This window comes from Pseudomonas sputi, assembly GCF_021603585.1.
Classification (GTDB): Bacteria; Pseudomonadota; Gammaproteobacteria; order Pseudomonadales; family Pseudomonadaceae; genus Aquipseudomonas; species Aquipseudomonas sputi.
Map to the genome: position 1 here is coordinate 312,104 of NZ_BQHI01000001.1, position 14,815 is coordinate 326,918.

Genomic DNA, 14,815 nt, shown 5'->3' on the forward strand with positions numbered 1-14,815 from the left:
TTTCCAGGCCCTTGCCGCTGGATCGACTACATTGCTTGCGCGCACTTTGCTGCGCAGACGGAGTAACCCTGCCGGCCCGATAGAGCGATAACCCCCACGAGCCGGCGAGGTGTAGTGCAGCAAGGAGCTGTTTCAACCTCACCTGAACTTTTCACGGATGATCATTGCAATGCACTGCCTAGAAAGAACCTTCGATATCCAGCCTTTGACGCAGGCGGATATGACTGTCCACATCAACGGCCAGCCGGTCACTGCCGCCATCGGCGAAACCGTGCTCAGCGTCATTCAGTCCCTCGGCGTGCGTCAGGTCGCGCGCAACGATCACAACCAGATCAGCGGTGCCTATTGCGGCATGGGCGTTTGCCAGTGCTGCCTGGTGAAAATCAACGGCCGGCACAAGCGTCGCGCCTGCCAGACCGTCGTGCGCGAGGGCATGCAGATCGAAACCCAGGTCAACCGCATTCACGGGCAGGAGGTGGTATGAGCCTGCATCCGGTAATCGTCGGCGGTGGCCCGGCGGGCATGGCGGCGGCCATCGAACTGGCCCGGCACGGGGTGCGCTGCACCTTGCTTGAAGAAGCGTCGCGCCTCGGTGGCGTGGTCTATCGCGGGCCGTTGCGTGACGGTGTGCAACTGGATTACCTGGGGCCGCGCTATGCCGAGGCGCTGGGCAAATTGCACGGCGATTTCCAGGAGCAGTCCGGGTTGATCGACGTGCGCCTCAACCACCGCGTGGTCGGCGCCGAAGGCACGCGCTCGCTGGTGGTGCTGGACGGCGACGAGCGTCTGCATGAAATCGAATACCCGCAACTGCTGCTGGCCGCCGGTTGCCATGAGCGCAGTGTGCCGTTTCCCGGCTGGACCTTGCCCGGCGTGATGATGCTCGGCGGCCTGCAATTGCAGATCAAAAGCGGCGTGGTCAAACCGCAGGGCCCGGTGGTGATCGCCGGCACCGGGCCGTTGCTGCCGTTGGTGGCGACCCAGTTGCACGCGTCGGGCGTGAGCGTGGCGGGTGTCTACGAGGCCTGCGCGTTCGGCAAGATCGCCAAGGAAAGCCTGGCGCTGCTGAACAAGCCGCAGCTGTTTCTCGATGGCTTGAGCATGCTCGCTTATTTGAAGCTGCACGGCATTCCGATGCACTACGGCTGGGGCGTGGTTGAAGCGCACGGTGAAGACGAACTGAAAAGCGTCAGCGTGGCGCCGTATTCGGCAACGTGGGCGCCGGACATGAGCCGCGCCGAACGCTTCGAAGCGAAGACCCTCGCGGTTGGCTACGGCTTCATTCCACGCACGCAACTGAGTCAGCAGATGGGCCTGGATCACGGCTTCAGCGACGACGGTTACCTGCGCGCCAACGCCAACATCTGGCAGCAGAGCAGCGAGCCACACGTGCACCTGGCCGGTGATATGGGCGGGATTCGCGGCGGCGAAGCAGCCATGCTCGCCGGCAAGATCGCCGCCACTTCGATCCTGCTGCAGCGCGGCGTTCTTGAGGACGAACTGGCGCGAGTCCGTCGCGACCGCTACCTGGGCAAACTCAAAGCCATCGTGCGTTTCCGCGCGGCGGTGGATCGCTACACCGAACGCGGCGTCGGGCAGACCGCCTTGCCGGCCGCCGACACAGTGATCTGCCGTTGCGAACACGCGACCCGCGCCGACATCGACCGCGCACTGGAGCAGGGCGTGCAAGACATTGCCAGCCTGAAAATGCGTACCCGCGTCAGCATGGGCGACTGTCAGGGGCGGATGTGTGTCGGCTATTGCAGCGACCGTTTGCGTCAGGCTACCGGGCGCAAGGATGTCGGCTGGCTGCGGCCGCGTTTCCCGATCGATCCGATTCCCTTTTCCGCGTTCCAGTCCCTCGGCACGGAGGCCGTTTCCCATGAGTAAGTTCTATGACGTGGTCATCGCCGGCGGCGGTGTGATCGGTGCGTCCATCGCCTATCAACTGTCCAAGCGCAAAGGCCTCAAGGTCGCGCTGATCGACGCCAAGCGCCCGGGCAACGCGACCCGCGCCTCGGCCGGTGGTCTGTGGGCCATCGGTGAGTCGGTGGGGCTGGGCTGCGGGGTGATTTTCTTTCGCATGATGTCGGCCAACCGCAAGCGCGAAACCCAGGGCGCGGCGGTGGCGGTGGACGCCAGCACGCCGCACATCCTGCCGCCGTCGTTCTTCGATTTCGCCTTGCAATCCAATGCGCTGTACCCGGCGTTGCACCGTGAGTTGCGCGACAACCACGGGATGGATTTCAAGTTCGAAAAGACCGGGCTCAAATTCGTGATCTATGACGATGAAGACCGGTTGTACGCCGAGCACATCGTCGGCTGCATTCCGCACCTGGCCGATCAGGTGCGCTGGCTCGATCAGGCTGCGTTGCGTGAGTCCGAGCCGAGCGTCAGCCATGAGGCGCGCGGCGCGCTGGAGTTTCTCTGCGACCATCAGGTCAGCCCGTTCCGTCTGGCCGACGCTTACACCGAAGGCGCCCGGCAAAATGGCGTCGAGATGTACGTCAACACCAACATCACTGGCGTATTGCATCACGGCTCGCGAGTGACCGGGGTGCAGACGGCTGAAGCGGGGGTGTTCCACTGCAAAACCCTGATCAATGCCGCCGGCGCCTGGGCAGCGGACCTGAGCGAGTGGGCCACGGGCATCCGGATTCCGGTGAAACCGGTGAAAGGCCAGATCCTGCTGACCGAACGCCTGCCGAAAATCCTCAACGGCTGCCTGACCACCAGCGATTGCTACATGGCGCAGAAGGACAACGGCGAAATCCTGATCGGCAGCACCACCGAGGACAAGGGCTTTGACGTCACCACCACCTGGCCGGAAATCGCCGGGCTGGTGCAGGGCGCCGTGCGTTGTTTGCCGGAACTGGCGGACATCAACCTCAAACGTACCTGGGCCGGGCTGCGGCCGGGCTCACCGGATGAGTTGCCGATTCTCGGGCCGATGGCCGGGGTGGAGGGGTATCTCAATGCCTGCGGGCATTTTCGCACTGGCGTGCTGACCTCGGCGATTACCGGGGTGCTGCTGGATAAACTGGTCAACGATGAACCGCTGCCGCTGGACATCACGCCGTTTCTGGCGGACCGGTTTGCAGTGGCGCCCGTGCAGGAAGAGCGGGCGCTGGAGATGGCCTGAACTAGTGGGAGTTTCCCACCTGATCGTTCCCACGCAGAGCGTGGGAACGATCAGGGGCAGGTCAGGACTTGCCCGATTGTTCTTCCAGTTGATCCGACTCGAACAACCGGGCCAATTCCGCCCGCGCTTCCTGGGCGGTCTGCAGCACTTTGGTCGCGTCGTCGTACACCGCGTGTTGAGCCTCGAGCACCTGCTCGTCATGGTGCTTGAAGCGTTTGATCCGTGCATCCGCCTGGGCCTGGGTCAAGCCCAGGCCAACCAGCGTGCGACGGCTCATTTCCAGACTGGAGTAATAGGTCTCCCGGATCGGATCGGCGCCGACACCCACCAAGCGGTGAACGTGCTGCCGGTTACGCGCTCGGGCAATGATCTTCATGTGAGGGTAGAGCTTGCGCACGATCTCGGCAGTCTTGATGTTGGTCTCCGGATCGTCCGTGGCAATCACGAAATACTCCGCTTCACCGACTTTGGCCGCATTGAGGATCTCCGGACGCATCGGATCACCGTAGAACACCGGCACACCACCAAAACTGCGCGACAGTTCGATGGTTTCCACCGAGGTATCCAGGGCCAGGAACTTGATGTTCTGCGCCCGCAGGATCCGCGCCACGATCTGGCCCATCCGGCCCATGCCGGCGATCACCACCCGTGGGGATTCGGTCTCGATCTGGCGGAATTTCTCCGGCACTTCCACCGGCTGCACCTTCGGGCTGACCAGCCGAGCACAAACCAACAGCAACAGCGGCGTGACCGCCATCGACAGGGTGATGGTCAGCACCAGCAGGTCGTACAGACGCGGTTCGAACAGACCTTGATCGCGACCGATCTTGAACACCACAAAGGCAAATTCACCGCCTGCCGCCAGCACGATGCCGAGTCGGATCGCGCTGACCTTGTTCAAGCCACCGGCCAGGCGCCCGACCAAAAACAGTAACGGCAACTTCAACGCGATCAGCAGCAGCGTCAGCCCCAGCACCGTGATCGGTGCGCTGAGCAGCAGACTGAGGTTGGCGCCCATGCCGACACTGATGAAGAACAGCCCCAGCAGCAGGCCCTTGAACGGCTCGATCTGCGCTTCCAGCTCATGGCGATATTCCGAATCCGCCAGCAGCAACCCGGCGAGAAACGCGCCCAGTGCCATCGACACACCGACCATGTCCATCAGCCACGCGGTGCCGATCACCACCAGCAACGCGGTGGCGGTGGAGACTTCCGGCAGACCGGTTTTCGCCACGATGCGGAACACCGGACGCAGCAGATAACGTCCGCCGATCACCACCACCGCGATACCGCCGAGCACCTGCAAACTGTGACGCACGTCTTCGGCGGTGCTGGTGTGGTGATCGACCCCCGCGAGCATCGGCACCAGCGCGATCAGCGGGATCGCGGCGATGTCCTGGAACAGCAGAATCGCAAACGCCAGGCGACCGTGAGGGCTGGTCAGTTCCTTGCGCTCGGCGAGGCTTTGCAACCCGAATGCGGTGGACGACAGCGCCAGACCCAGACCCAAAACAATGGCGCTGTTCAACGGCTGGCCGAACACCGACAACGCCAGCACGCCGATCACCGAACCGGTCAAAAGCACCTGCGCCAGACCCACGCCGAACACCGATTTGCGCATCACCCACAAGCGTCGCGGCGACAGCTCAAGACCGATGATGAACAACAGCAGCACCACGCCCAGTTCCGAGATATGGCTGACGCTTTGCGGATTGCCGATCAGGCCCAGTACCGATGGGCCGATGATCACCCCGGCAAACAGATAACCGAGCACCGCGCCCAGTTGCAGGCGCTTGGCCAAGGGAACGGTGAGCACGGCGGCGAAGAGAAAGACGACGGCGGCTTGCAACAGATTGCCTTCATGGGGCATGAGCGGAACTCCAGTAACGCGGTACGGCGGGGGGCGACAGGATAAAGGCTGAAATCATTGCAGATCCAGCGCAGGCCCTGCTTGAGCGGATGTGCTTCTGTAATAATTTGCATCAATTGGTTACATTTATAACCTCAACGAATCAATTCCCCCGAGTTTTTCATGGCCATCAACTTCGACCTCAATGACCTGCAAGCCTTTCGCGCCGTGGTCGAGCAGGGCAGTTTCCGCAAAGCCGCCGACACCGTGCGCCTGTCGCAACCGGCCCTGAGCCGGCGCATCGAAAAGCTCGAAGACGCCCTCGGCGTGAAGCTGTTCGAACGCACCACGCGCAAGGTCAGCCTGACCCAGGCCGGACGCGGTTTCATGCCCAGCGTCGAGCGTTTGCTGGACGATCTGGACGTGGCGTTGCTGGGCATCAGCGAAGTCGCCTCTAACCGGCTCGGCCATGTCACGGTCGCCTGCGTGCCGTCGGCGGCGTACTACTTCATGCCGAGCGTGGTCGCCCGTTATCACCGGCAGTTTCCGCGCATCAAAGTCAGAGTCCTCGATTCCAGCGCTCACGATGTGTTGAGCGCGGTGGTCAATGGCGAGGCGGATTTCGGTTTGAGTTTCATGGGCACCCAGGAGGCGGGCGTGGATTTCGAGCCGCTGGTGCAGGAGAGCTACGTGGTTGCCTGTCGCCGCGATCATCCGCTGGCCGGGCGCAGCAGTGTGACCTGGGACGAGTTCTACCGGCAGGATTACATCTCGCTGGACAAGACTTCGGGCAACCGGTTTCTGCTGGATCAGGCCCTGGCCAACGTGGTGCCGCAGCGCCCGGGCATCTGCGAGACGCGGCATGTGACGACCATGATCGGTCTGGTGGAGGCGGGGTTGGGCGTGGCGGCGGTGCCGTTGATGGCGATGCCGGCGGCGGATCATCCGATCCTGACGCGGGTGCCATTGACCGATCCGCAAGTGATGCGCAGTGTCGGCATTATCAAACGCCGGGGTCGTGCGCTGACCCCGGCGGCACTGGAGCTGGAGCGGCTGGTGGTGGAAATGAAAGTCCAGCCGCCGACGGTCAGCGCTTGACCGAGTCCAGCCCGGTGGCCTGCACGTCAGGCTGGGCGGCGGGGGCGGCCAGATAAGCAAGCAAGGCTTTCGCTTCTTTTGGATGCTGCGCACCCACCGGAATACCCGCAGCAAACCGGGTCACCGACTGCACCGACTCCGGAATCTTCGCCACAAAACTCACGCCCGGCACCGGCAGCAATTCGCTGACCTGCTGGAAGCCCAGTTGATAGTCGCCGGTCGCGACCACCGAACCCACCGGGACTTTCGGGATCATCTTCGCCTTCGGTTTCAGCTGATCTTCGATACCCAGTTTCTTGAACAATTGCTGCTCGATGTACACGCCGCTGGCGCTGTCGGAGTAGGCCACCGATTTTGCATCCAGCAGGGTTTTCTTCAGGGCCTCGACGTTGCTGATGTCCGGTTTCGGCGCGCCTTCACGTACCACCAGGCCGATTCGCGAGTCCGCCAGTTCTACACGGGAGGCCGGGTCGACCTTGCCTTGCTTGATCAGGTCATCGAGGGCGTAGCCGACCATGATGACCACGTCGGCCTGTTCGCCACGGGCGAGGCGATTGGGGATTGCCTCCGGCGCCTTGCCCATCGACGGACCGAGTTGGGTGTCCAGCGTGTTGCCGGTGGCGGCAGCGAATTTCGGCCCCAGGATCTTGTAGGCGGCGGTGAAACCGCCGGAGGTCATCACTCGCAGTTCTTCGGCCTGGGCCGCAACGTTGAACGCGAGACCGGCGAGCAGGGCTGTAACGGTAAACAGTTTTTTCATGGTGATGTTCTCAGGCAGTAACAGGTTGCAGACGACCGCCGGCTCGGCGATACAGATAAAGCGTCGCGCACAATGCGCAGAGCGCGCCGATGCTCATCCAGTAACCCGGTGCGGCTTTGTCACCGGTGTACTGGATCAGGAAGGTCGACATCGCCGGAGTGAATCCGCCGAATACGGCAGTGGCCAGGCTATAAGCGAGGGAGAAACCGGCCACCCGCACTTCCACCGGCATGATCTCGGTCAGCGCCGGAATCATTGCGCCGTTGTACAGACCGTAGATAAACGACAGCCACAACAGCGACAGCAGCATGTGGCTGAAGCTCGGCGCCTGCACCAGATACGACAGCGCCGGATACGTGGTGGCCAGGGCCAGCAACGCCATGGCGATCAGCACCGGACGGCGGCCGACGCGATCGGACAACGCCCCGCCAATCGGCAGCCAGAAGAAGTTGGAAACGCCCACCAGCAGCGTCACCAGCAACGCATCCGATGTGCTCAGGTGCAGCACGGTTTTACCAAAGGTCGGTGCGTACACGGTGATCAGGTAAAACGCGGTGGTGGTCAGGGCAACCATCAGCATCCCGCCCAGCACCACGCCCCAGTTCTGGCCGAGAGTGCGGAACACTTCCTTCATGCTCGGGCGATGTTTACGAGCGGCGAACTCTTCGGTTTCCGCCAGGTTGCGCCGCAGAAAGAAGATGAACGGCACGATCATGCAACCGACGAAAAACGGAATGCGCCAGCCCCAATCGGCGACGGCTTGCGGCGCCATCCACTGGTTCAAGCCATAACCCAGCGCCGCGGCGACGACGATGGCCACCTGCTGACTGGCCGACTGCCAGGCGGTGAAAAAGCCTTTGCGACCGGGCGTGGCGATTTCGGAGAGGTACACCGAAACCCCGCCCAGTTCCGCACCGGCGGAGAAGCCTTGCAGCAGCCGCCCGATCAACACCAGCGCCGGGGCAAACAGGCCGATGGTTTCGTATCCGGGCACCAGCACAATCAGTATCGTGCCGCTGGCCATGATCGACAGAGTCACGATCAAACCTTTGCGACGACCGACGTCATCGATGTAGGCGCCGAGCACAATGGCCCCCAGCGGACGCATCAAAAAGCCTGCGCCGAACACTGCAAAAGTCATCATCAGGGACGCGAACTCACTGCTCGCCGGAAAGAACACCGCTGCGATCTGCGTGGCGTAGAAGCCGAACAGGAAGAAGTCGAACTGTTCGAGGAAGTTACCCGAGGTCACCCGGAAAATGGCGCCGGCCCGCGAGCCGCCGTGTGGGATTGAGGCTGTCATAAAAAATACTCCACCGCTTTTATGACGTGCGCGACGGGGAGGCGGCGCACGGTTTTTATTGGGGCGGATAGTGGCGCGCAGGGATCGATTTGTTAATTGCATTGTTGGCATGGATTGATGTGCCAAGCGGATCAATGGCGTGCTATGGCAGCTCTTTGGTCGGCACTGCCCGCACGGTTCTGGCGACCATCGAGTCCTGCGGTGGTGCGGCGACGTTCACGAAAGTCCCGTCCCAGTCAGAGTCTATTCTGCGAATGCGTTCACGCAGATCCGGATGCCCCGAGAGCAGATGAGAGCCGGAAGTACCAGGGCCGAAAAACAGGTGACTGAATTCGGCAGCGCAGGTGGCCTTGAGGGTCGAGCCCATTTTGTACCCGCCGATTTTCTTCAGTGCCCCGGCGACACTGTCGGGGTTGCGGGTGTATTGCACAGCCGTCGCGTCGGCCAGGAATTCGCGTTGCCGACTGACCGCAGCCTTGATCAGGTTGCCAAAGAACGTCCCGGAGAATCCGACAATGCACAGCGCAGTGCCAAACATGCTGACCAGTATGGTCGGCTGCTTACGATTGGCAGATGAGTGTGGTGTGTCCTCAAGACCGCGCAGGAGGTGGCTTCCCGCCAACCCGATCACCATGATCCCGTGGACGAGCGCGACCAGTTGAGTGTTCAGGCGCATGTCGCCGTTATAGATGTGGCTGAATTCGTGGGCGATCACGCCTTGCAGTTCATCGCGTGACAGCAGGCTTATCGCACCTTGAGTGACGCCAATGACTGCATCTTCAGGAGTGAGGCCGGCAGCAAATGCGTTGATGCCCAGATCTGGCAACAGATACACGCAAGGAACGGCGGTGCCGGACGCCAAGGCCATTTCCTCCACCACATTCACCAGGCGGCGCTCTTCCAGCGTCTGAGCGTTATGGTTGATCAGGCGACCACCCAAGCGGCGCGCGACCACTTTGCCACCCCCTGTCAGTTCGACGTATTTGACCAGCCCGCCCAGCAACACAACACCCGTTACCAGCGCTGCAATGATCGCGAAAAACTGCCGGTTCTCCGCCAGCTCCTCAAGCGTTTTGCCGTAGGAGAACGGCAGAATCAGGAGCATGCAGAACACTAGTATCAGGCTGACCAACGCGATCATCATCAAGATCACGAGCAGCACCGAGCGACGTTTGGCCCGGCACTGTTGTTCAAAGAAATTCATCTAGCCATCCATGGACTTGGGGGTTGAATCAATCCAGGCGGGCCGCCAACTGATCCGGCACCGGTTTGCCCGTTGTGGCGTCTGTCGTAAAACGCCCATCCCACTGCGGATCGATTCGACGAATCCGTACGCTCAGATCGGGGTGGGTCGCAAACATTCGGCTCAGCCAACCTGAGCCGCCGGTGCTGAAAAACAAATGACTGAACTCGGCGGCACGGGGCGAGCTAATGACCGAGCCTTGGGCATGGGCGCCGATTTTTTTCAGGGCACCGACAATGCTTTGCGGATTGCGCGTGTATTGCACTGCGCTGGCATCGGCGAGGAACTCGCGCTGGCGACTGACCGCAGCCTTGATCAGATTGCCGTATAGATTCCCGACAAATCCTGCCACGCACAGTGCGGCACCGAGCGCAAAAACCACCAGCATCAACCGCACGTCGCGTTTGTCGCGCTTGAGCAGGCTGGCCAATATGTAAGTGCCGGCCAGGCCCAGTACCAACAGGCCGTGCACCACTGCCACCAGTTGCGTGTTCAGGCGCATGTCACCGTTGAAAATGTGGCTGAATTCGTGGGCGATGACTCCTTGAAGTTCTTCCCGGGTCAGCAGCGCTACCGCGCCACGGGTCACACCAATGGCCGCGTCCTCCGGTGTAAATCCGGCCGCGAAGGCGTTGATGCTTTCGTCCGGTAACAGATACACCGCTGGCACACGGGTGCCGGAGGCAATCGCCATTTCTTCGACGACGTTCATCAGCCGCTGCTCGTCCAGGGTTCGCACATTGCCATTGAGCAGGCGGCCACCCAGTTTCTCGGCAACGACTTTGCCGCCAGCGCGCAGTTGCCGATATTTCAGCAGACCGCCAATCACTACGATGCTGCTGATGAACGATGCAATAACGGCCATTGCCAGTAGCGCATCCGCCAGCGTGCCGGTCCCGCTCAGGTAATCCTCAAAACCATTGAAGACGAAGGGCAGGCTGGTCATTCCGATCAGCATGACGATCGCCAGAATCATCAGGTAAACCAGCCGTGACGTTTGGTTTCGAGCCTGGGTTTGTCGTTCAAAAAAGTTCATCGGGCCATCCATGGAGAGCAGCAATCAGAAAGAAACGTTGGGCGCGGTCTTGATGGCCAGCGTATCGGCAAACTGCAACGGAATCGCGTCCTCGCGATGGCCAAAACTGGCCGCCAGCAGCACCGCCGGAAAACGCTGCTTGAGGGTGTTGTAGGCCATGACGGCGTCGTTGAAAGCCTGGCGCGCAAAGCTCACCTTGTTTTCGGTGCTGCTCAGCTCTTCGCTCAGTTGTTGCATGTTCTGCGAGGCCTTGAGGTCCGGATAGGCTTCCAGCGTCAGGTTCAATCGACCCAGCGCGCTGCTGAGTGCGCTGTCCGCCAGCCCCAATTGCGCGATGTGCTGGGCATTGCCCGGTTTCGCCAGTGCCGCCTCGAGTCCGGCCACGGCGGCATTGCGCGCGGCGATCACCGCTTCAAGGGTTTCGCGCTCATGGGCCAGATAACCCTTGGCGATGCTGACGAGATTGGGGATCAGGTCATAGCGGCGTTTGAGCTGCACTTCGACCTGGGCAAACGCGTTCTTGATCTCGTTGCGCCGGGCAACGAGCTTATTGAAAAGACTGACAGCGTAGAGCCCCAGAAGCGCAAGCAATACCAGATTGACGATGAGGTAGATTTTCACAGTGATGTCCTTGTTCACTCGGCGGGGGCGGGCGCGATCTTATCGTAAATGGATGCCGTTGACTGTATTGGCCCTTTGGCGGTTTAGCCCGGATTACGTTGCGGAGCGTGGCTACAATCTCAACGTCCATCAATAAACAAGGAATGATTCCAGAACCCCGCAGTCGGAGTTCAGGTATCACACATCTGAAGGAGGTTCACCGATGAACAACAAGACCCTAATCGCCAGCCTGGCCCTCGTCGCCGGTATCGCCGGGATCAGCCCCCTCGTTCAAGCGGCGCAAACCTCGAACGACACTGTCGAACATTCACCGACCGGCAACCGCGAACTGAACGTCAACGACCGCGCCCCGGACATCTACCAGCGCAGCGAAAAAGCCATCAAAAACTGGAAACAGAAAGGCCTCAAACAACCAGAGCCACAGGCGCAGTGGGTGCAGATCAATGACAAGTACGTGATGGTGATGATCACCAACGGGACGATTGTGGCGATTCAGCCGGTGGAGCGCTGACCTCAAGCAACAATTGGCCATGGACGGTTGATTGCATTCGAGCGCCGTTCCGGTAAAACGCGGGGGGCGTTTCGAGTGACTGGATGTCAGGAGCAATAGGTTGGAGAAGAAACCTCTTTACCGCAAAGAAAATACGACCACCCATAACGTCCGTCGCAACAATCCCGGCGGACATTACCGGCATCAGCGAAATACCAAGGCTGAAATCAACAGCGAGGCTACTCGCGGCTCGATGCATGGGATCCAGCACCGTGGCTTCGATTACACGCCCTTGTTTCGCTTTTTGCTGTCGCGTGTTGGCGGTGATTGGGACGAGATTTTCAGTGAAGCGGTGTCGCGGCTGGATCGGCAAGAGCCGGTGTTCTGGATGGTCGCTGTGTTGGAAAGTGACCGGGAAGAAATAGTGCGGCTCGGTGAATCGAGTTACTTCAATGGTCTGTATGTCGATGAACAGAAGTGCCTGCAAATCGTCAATCCCAAACTGAAAGCCGAAGACATGACGCCCTACTGCCAATGCTGCACGCATACCTTCAATGGCGTTGTGTTCGGTACGCCCGAGCGCTGAAATTCAATCAGCCCGGCCATGACTCAGCGTCTGCCCGCCACCCAGCCGATACTGATTATTCCCGCTGCGTTTGGCCTCATACATCGCCAGGTCCGCAATGTGCAGTAGCCGGTCCATGGTCGGCGCATGGTCGGGGAAGACGGCGACGCCGAGGCTGGTGCCGATGTGGCGTTGTTCGTTGCCGATGGGAATTGGCGGGGACAGTTCGATGAAGATTTTCTGACAGATGCTGCGGGCTTCGTCCTGCAGGTTCAGGCCGGGGGCGAGGCCTTGCAGGATGACCACGAATTCGTCACCACCGATGCGCGCGACGGTGTCGCTGACCCGCAGGATACGTTTCAGTCGGGTGGCGGTGGTGATCAGGACGCGGTCGCCGGCGGCGTGACCGTAGCGGTCGTTGATCGCTTTGAAACCGTTGAGATCGATGAACACCAGCGCCACCCGCGTCTCGGTCACGCGCGCATGTTCGAGTGCTTCCGATAGCCGTTCTTCCAGCACCAGCCGATTGGGTAGGCCAGTCAACGGGTCGAAGTGGGCCAGGTGCTGGAGATAGCTGGCCGAAGCCTTTTCTTCGGTGATGTCGCGCACCACGCCCATCATCTTGATCACCGCGTCGTGATCGTTGCGCACCACATTGCCGGTTTCACGCAACCAACGAATGGTGCCGTCGGGCCAGACCACGCGGTATTCCTCATCGTGGTTTTCACCGGTCTCAAGACATCGCAATTCCCCGGCGCGCACCCTGGCGCGGTCTTCGGGATGTACGCAGGAGCAGAACAGGGCGTAAGAGGGCGTCACTTCGCCGATCTTGAACCCGAACATGCCGAAGATCGCGTCCGACCAGTAGAGCCGGTCGGTGTCGACCTCCCAGTCCCAGGTGCCGATCCGGGCGAAATACTGGCTGCGCTTGAAACGGTCGGCGTCGCCGTCCTGCCGAATGTTTTGGCCCTCGGCGGCGCGGGTCAGTAACTCACGATATTCGGCAAGTTGCCGGCGAAGGACGCGCTCGCGGCGGATCAACGCGACGATCACGAGCATCAGCACAACGATAAGGGCAAGGCTGATCCAGAGTTGAGTCATTCAAGCGTCGCTGACATGGCGTATCGATCAGGATTGGTAGCGGGTGGCCATCATCCATCACGGCCAACGTCGGGTCAAACGGTTGCCAATGGCCGGTATTTCTGGGAAAACGGCGGCCAGCGGAACAATAGAGTGAATGTTATGAATGATGAACTGCAGATAATCGATCTTCAGCCCGGCGACGGAAAAGCCGCCGTCAAAGGCGCGTTGATCACCACCCAATACACGGGTTGGCTGGAAGACGGCACCGAGTTCGACTCCTCCTGGAGCCGGGGCAAACCGTTCCAGTGCGTGATCGGCACGGGCCGGGTGATCAAGGGTTGGGATCACGGGATCATGGGCATGCAGGTCGGCGGTAAACGCAAACTGCTGGTGCCGGCGCATCTGGGTTACGGCGAGCGGACGATGGGCAAGATCCCGCCGAATTCGAATCTGGTGTTCGAGATTGAGTTGCTGGAGGTTTTGACGCGGGAGGATTGATAACCGGAGGTCATCTTGTTCGAACGGCTCAAGGATCAGGTCGATGGATGTTGAACAGATCATTTACGAAACCGTTGCGTGGTTGACTATCGAACATCCGGGACGACGGAGTTCGACTTACAACATCCAATTGGTACTCTTCGCGGCCATGATGATTTTTTTGTGGTTCGTCGCAAAGGATGTCCTCGCACGGCGCAAAGCCTTTCTGGCCAGCAAGGTTCAGGTCCTGGCGTCAAAGCCACTGTCCGCAATTTCCTTCGCCGAGGAAGACGGGCAGAAGGTCAGGTTCACCGGCGTTTTGCTGGAGAAGGAGGGCGCTTACACCGTGACAGTGACTCGCGACGATGACAAAGAAGCCACTGTTTCGTCCCGTGACGGGTTGCTTTCGCTGGAAGAGGTCGAGGCTTACTTGAGAGTGCATACGCCTTTCATTCTGTCTGACTTTCGGCGGTGATCGTGTTTGCACATAAAGCCCGTTGTGATGAGGTGAAGCCCTGATCACAACGTCCTGCATGCAAGGGCTCGATGAATCAGGTAAATGCCTCAATATCGTCAAGCGTGTCTGAAATCACGCCTTCTAGCGAAGGGAATCTTGTCTTCACTTCATCCAGCGCTGCGAAGGCAATGTCTTTGTCCAGCTCGCCGTGTCTTCGAGCAATGTGGCCCAAAGCGGTAATGGCAGATGCGACAACCGACTCATTGCTGCTGGCCAGATACTTCAGGCAGGTTTGCTGAGCCCAGATTCTGTCTGATTCGTTCAAGCCAATAGAAATCAATCCAGCGACAACATTCCTTTCCACGCCGCTTTCAAGAAGCCTCACTGCTTCATCGTGGTTCACTGTTGGTTCTTGATAGGAAAGACTCAACTACTCCCGAACCCCGATAAAAAGATCCAGTTCAGTTGGTAGGTGTTCATTAAGAACTGAAGCGATTTGCCGGACCTGACCTTCATTCAATAACCATTCTCCGGCCTCGCTTTCTTCCAGGCTTTCCCAACCCAGCAACGCTAAAACCGCAGCTTCTGCCTCAGGCTTCACTGTCAGTTCAAACTTCAAAGAGTCGTCCTCTTCATCACCTTTCAAAAAGCCACTTATCCATAAAAACATTAAAAGCTTCCTGTATTTACT

General features: G+C 60.0%; 17 protein-coding genes. 8 read left to right on the forward strand and 9 right to left on the reverse strand.

Going from position 1 to position 14,815, the window contains the following annotated elements; genetic code table 11:
• The first annotated feature begins 169 nt into the window (after positions 1-169).
• Genes hcnA through hcnC form a run of 3 tightly spaced genes read left to right on the forward strand, consistent with a single transcriptional unit; the run spans position 170 to position 3,142 of the window.
• Complete coding sequence (gene hcnA, locus L6D81_RS01495) at positions 170-484, forward strand: cyanide-forming glycine dehydrogenase subunit HcnA (RefSeq protein ID WP_236177610.1); 315 nt, start codon at positions 170-172, stop codon at positions 482-484.
• Positions 481-1,890 carry a cyanide-forming glycine dehydrogenase subunit HcnB gene (hcnB, locus tag L6D81_RS01500; protein ID WP_236177611.1) on the forward strand — a complete coding sequence of 470 codons (1,410 nt, stop codon included), beginning with the start codon at positions 481-483 and terminating at the stop codon, positions 1,888-1,890. The genes hcnA and hcnB overlap by 4 nt, the downstream gene beginning before the upstream one ends.
• Positions 1,883-3,142, forward strand: coding sequence for a cyanide-forming glycine dehydrogenase subunit HcnC (gene hcnC / locus L6D81_RS01505; protein WP_236177612.1), 1,260 nt, complete (start codon positions 1,883-1,885; stop codon positions 3,140-3,142). Before hcnB ends, hcnC begins: the two co-directional genes overlap by 8 nt.
• A gap of 61 nt (positions 3,143-3,203) precedes the next feature.
• Here the strand turns inward: hcnC and L6D81_RS01510 are convergent, their stop codons facing one another.
• On the reverse strand, positions 3,204-5,012 hold the full coding sequence (locus L6D81_RS01510) for a monovalent cation:proton antiporter-2 (CPA2) family protein (protein WP_236177613.1): 1,809 nt from the start codon (positions 5,010-5,012) through the stop codon (positions 3,204-3,206).
• Between the two features lie 162 nt (positions 5,013-5,174).
• On the opposite strand from L6D81_RS01510, the gene L6D81_RS01515 reads away from it, so the two are divergent.
• Entirely contained in the window at positions 5,175-6,089 is a 915-nt protein-coding gene (locus tag L6D81_RS01515) for a LysR family transcriptional regulator (protein WP_236177614.1), read from the forward strand.
• Here the strand turns inward: L6D81_RS01515 and L6D81_RS01520 are convergent.
• The 5 genes from L6D81_RS01520 to L6D81_RS01540 all read right to left on the reverse strand — a co-directional run bounded on the left by L6D81_RS01520 (position 6,079) and on the right by L6D81_RS01540 (position 11,052).
• Positions 6,079-6,849 (reverse strand): substrate-binding domain-containing protein, encoded by a 771-nt coding sequence (locus L6D81_RS01520; protein WP_236177615.1) that lies wholly within the window; start codon positions 6,847-6,849, stop codon positions 6,079-6,081. The genes L6D81_RS01515 and L6D81_RS01520 overlap by 11 nt on opposite strands.
• A 10-nt stretch (positions 6,850-6,859) precedes the next feature.
• The gene (gene tcuC, locus L6D81_RS01525; RefSeq protein WP_236177616.1) at positions 6,860-8,152 is read right to left on the reverse strand and encodes an MFS transporter; all 1,293 of its coding nucleotides are present in this window, start codon (positions 8,150-8,152) and stop codon (positions 6,860-6,862) included.
• A gap of 142 nt (positions 8,153-8,294) precedes the next feature.
• The gene (locus L6D81_RS01530; RefSeq protein WP_236177617.1) at positions 8,295-9,356 is read right to left on the reverse strand and encodes a M48 family metallopeptidase; all 1,062 of its coding nucleotides are present in this window, start codon (positions 9,354-9,356) and stop codon (positions 8,295-8,297) included.
• 28 nt (positions 9,357-9,384) lie between these two features.
• Positions 9,385-10,431: a M48 family metallopeptidase gene (locus L6D81_RS01535; protein WP_236177618.1), complete on the reverse strand. Its 1,047-nt coding sequence runs from the start codon at positions 10,429-10,431 to the stop codon at positions 9,385-9,387.
• A gap of 24 nt (positions 10,432-10,455) precedes the next feature.
• Positions 10,456-11,052 (reverse strand): LemA family protein, encoded by a 597-nt coding sequence (locus L6D81_RS01540; protein WP_236177619.1) that lies wholly within the window; start codon positions 11,050-11,052, stop codon positions 10,456-10,458.
• A gap of 202 nt (positions 11,053-11,254) precedes the next feature.
• Here L6D81_RS01540 and L6D81_RS01545 point away from each other — a divergent pair, with 202 nt between their 5' ends.
• Entirely contained in the window at positions 11,255-11,563 is a 309-nt protein-coding gene (locus tag L6D81_RS01545; RefSeq protein ID WP_236177620.1) for an RcnB family protein, read from the forward strand.
• Positions 11,564-11,663: 100 nt separating this feature from the next.
• Positions 11,664-12,128, forward strand: coding sequence for a hypothetical protein (locus tag L6D81_RS01550; protein ID WP_236177621.1), 465 nt, complete (start codon positions 11,664-11,666; stop codon positions 12,126-12,128).
• 3 nt (positions 12,129-12,131) lie between these two features.
• On the opposite strand, the gene L6D81_RS01555 is transcribed toward L6D81_RS01550, so the two are convergent.
• The gene (locus L6D81_RS01555; RefSeq protein WP_236177622.1) at positions 12,132-13,208 is read right to left on the reverse strand and encodes a sensor domain-containing diguanylate cyclase; all 1,077 of its coding nucleotides are present in this window, start codon (positions 13,206-13,208) and stop codon (positions 12,132-12,134) included.
• 141 nt (positions 13,209-13,349) lie between these two features.
• Here L6D81_RS01555 and L6D81_RS01560 point away from each other — a divergent pair, with 141 nt between their 5' ends.
• Together L6D81_RS01560 and L6D81_RS01565 are read left to right on the forward strand one after the other, a co-directional pair.
• Positions 13,350-13,688: an FKBP-type peptidyl-prolyl cis-trans isomerase gene (locus L6D81_RS01560; RefSeq protein ID WP_236177623.1), complete on the forward strand. Its 339-nt coding sequence runs from the start codon at positions 13,350-13,352 to the stop codon at positions 13,686-13,688.
• Between the two features lie 43 nt (positions 13,689-13,731).
• Positions 13,732-14,142, forward strand: coding sequence for a hypothetical protein (locus L6D81_RS01565; RefSeq protein WP_236177624.1), 411 nt, complete (start codon positions 13,732-13,734; stop codon positions 14,140-14,142).
• Positions 14,143-14,218: 76 nt separating this feature from the next.
• On the opposite strand, the gene L6D81_RS01570 is transcribed toward L6D81_RS01565, so the two are convergent.
• Together L6D81_RS01570 and L6D81_RS01575 are read right to left on the reverse strand one after the other, a co-directional pair.
• Entirely contained in the window at positions 14,219-14,527 is a 309-nt protein-coding gene (locus L6D81_RS01570) for a hypothetical protein (protein WP_236177625.1), read from the reverse strand.
• 27 nt (positions 14,528-14,554) lie between these two features.
• On the reverse strand, positions 14,555-14,794 hold the full coding sequence (locus L6D81_RS01575) for a pyocin S6 family toxin immunity protein (RefSeq protein WP_236177626.1): 240 nt from the start codon (positions 14,792-14,794) through the stop codon (positions 14,555-14,557).
• Positions 14,795-14,815 lie beyond the last annotated feature (21 nt).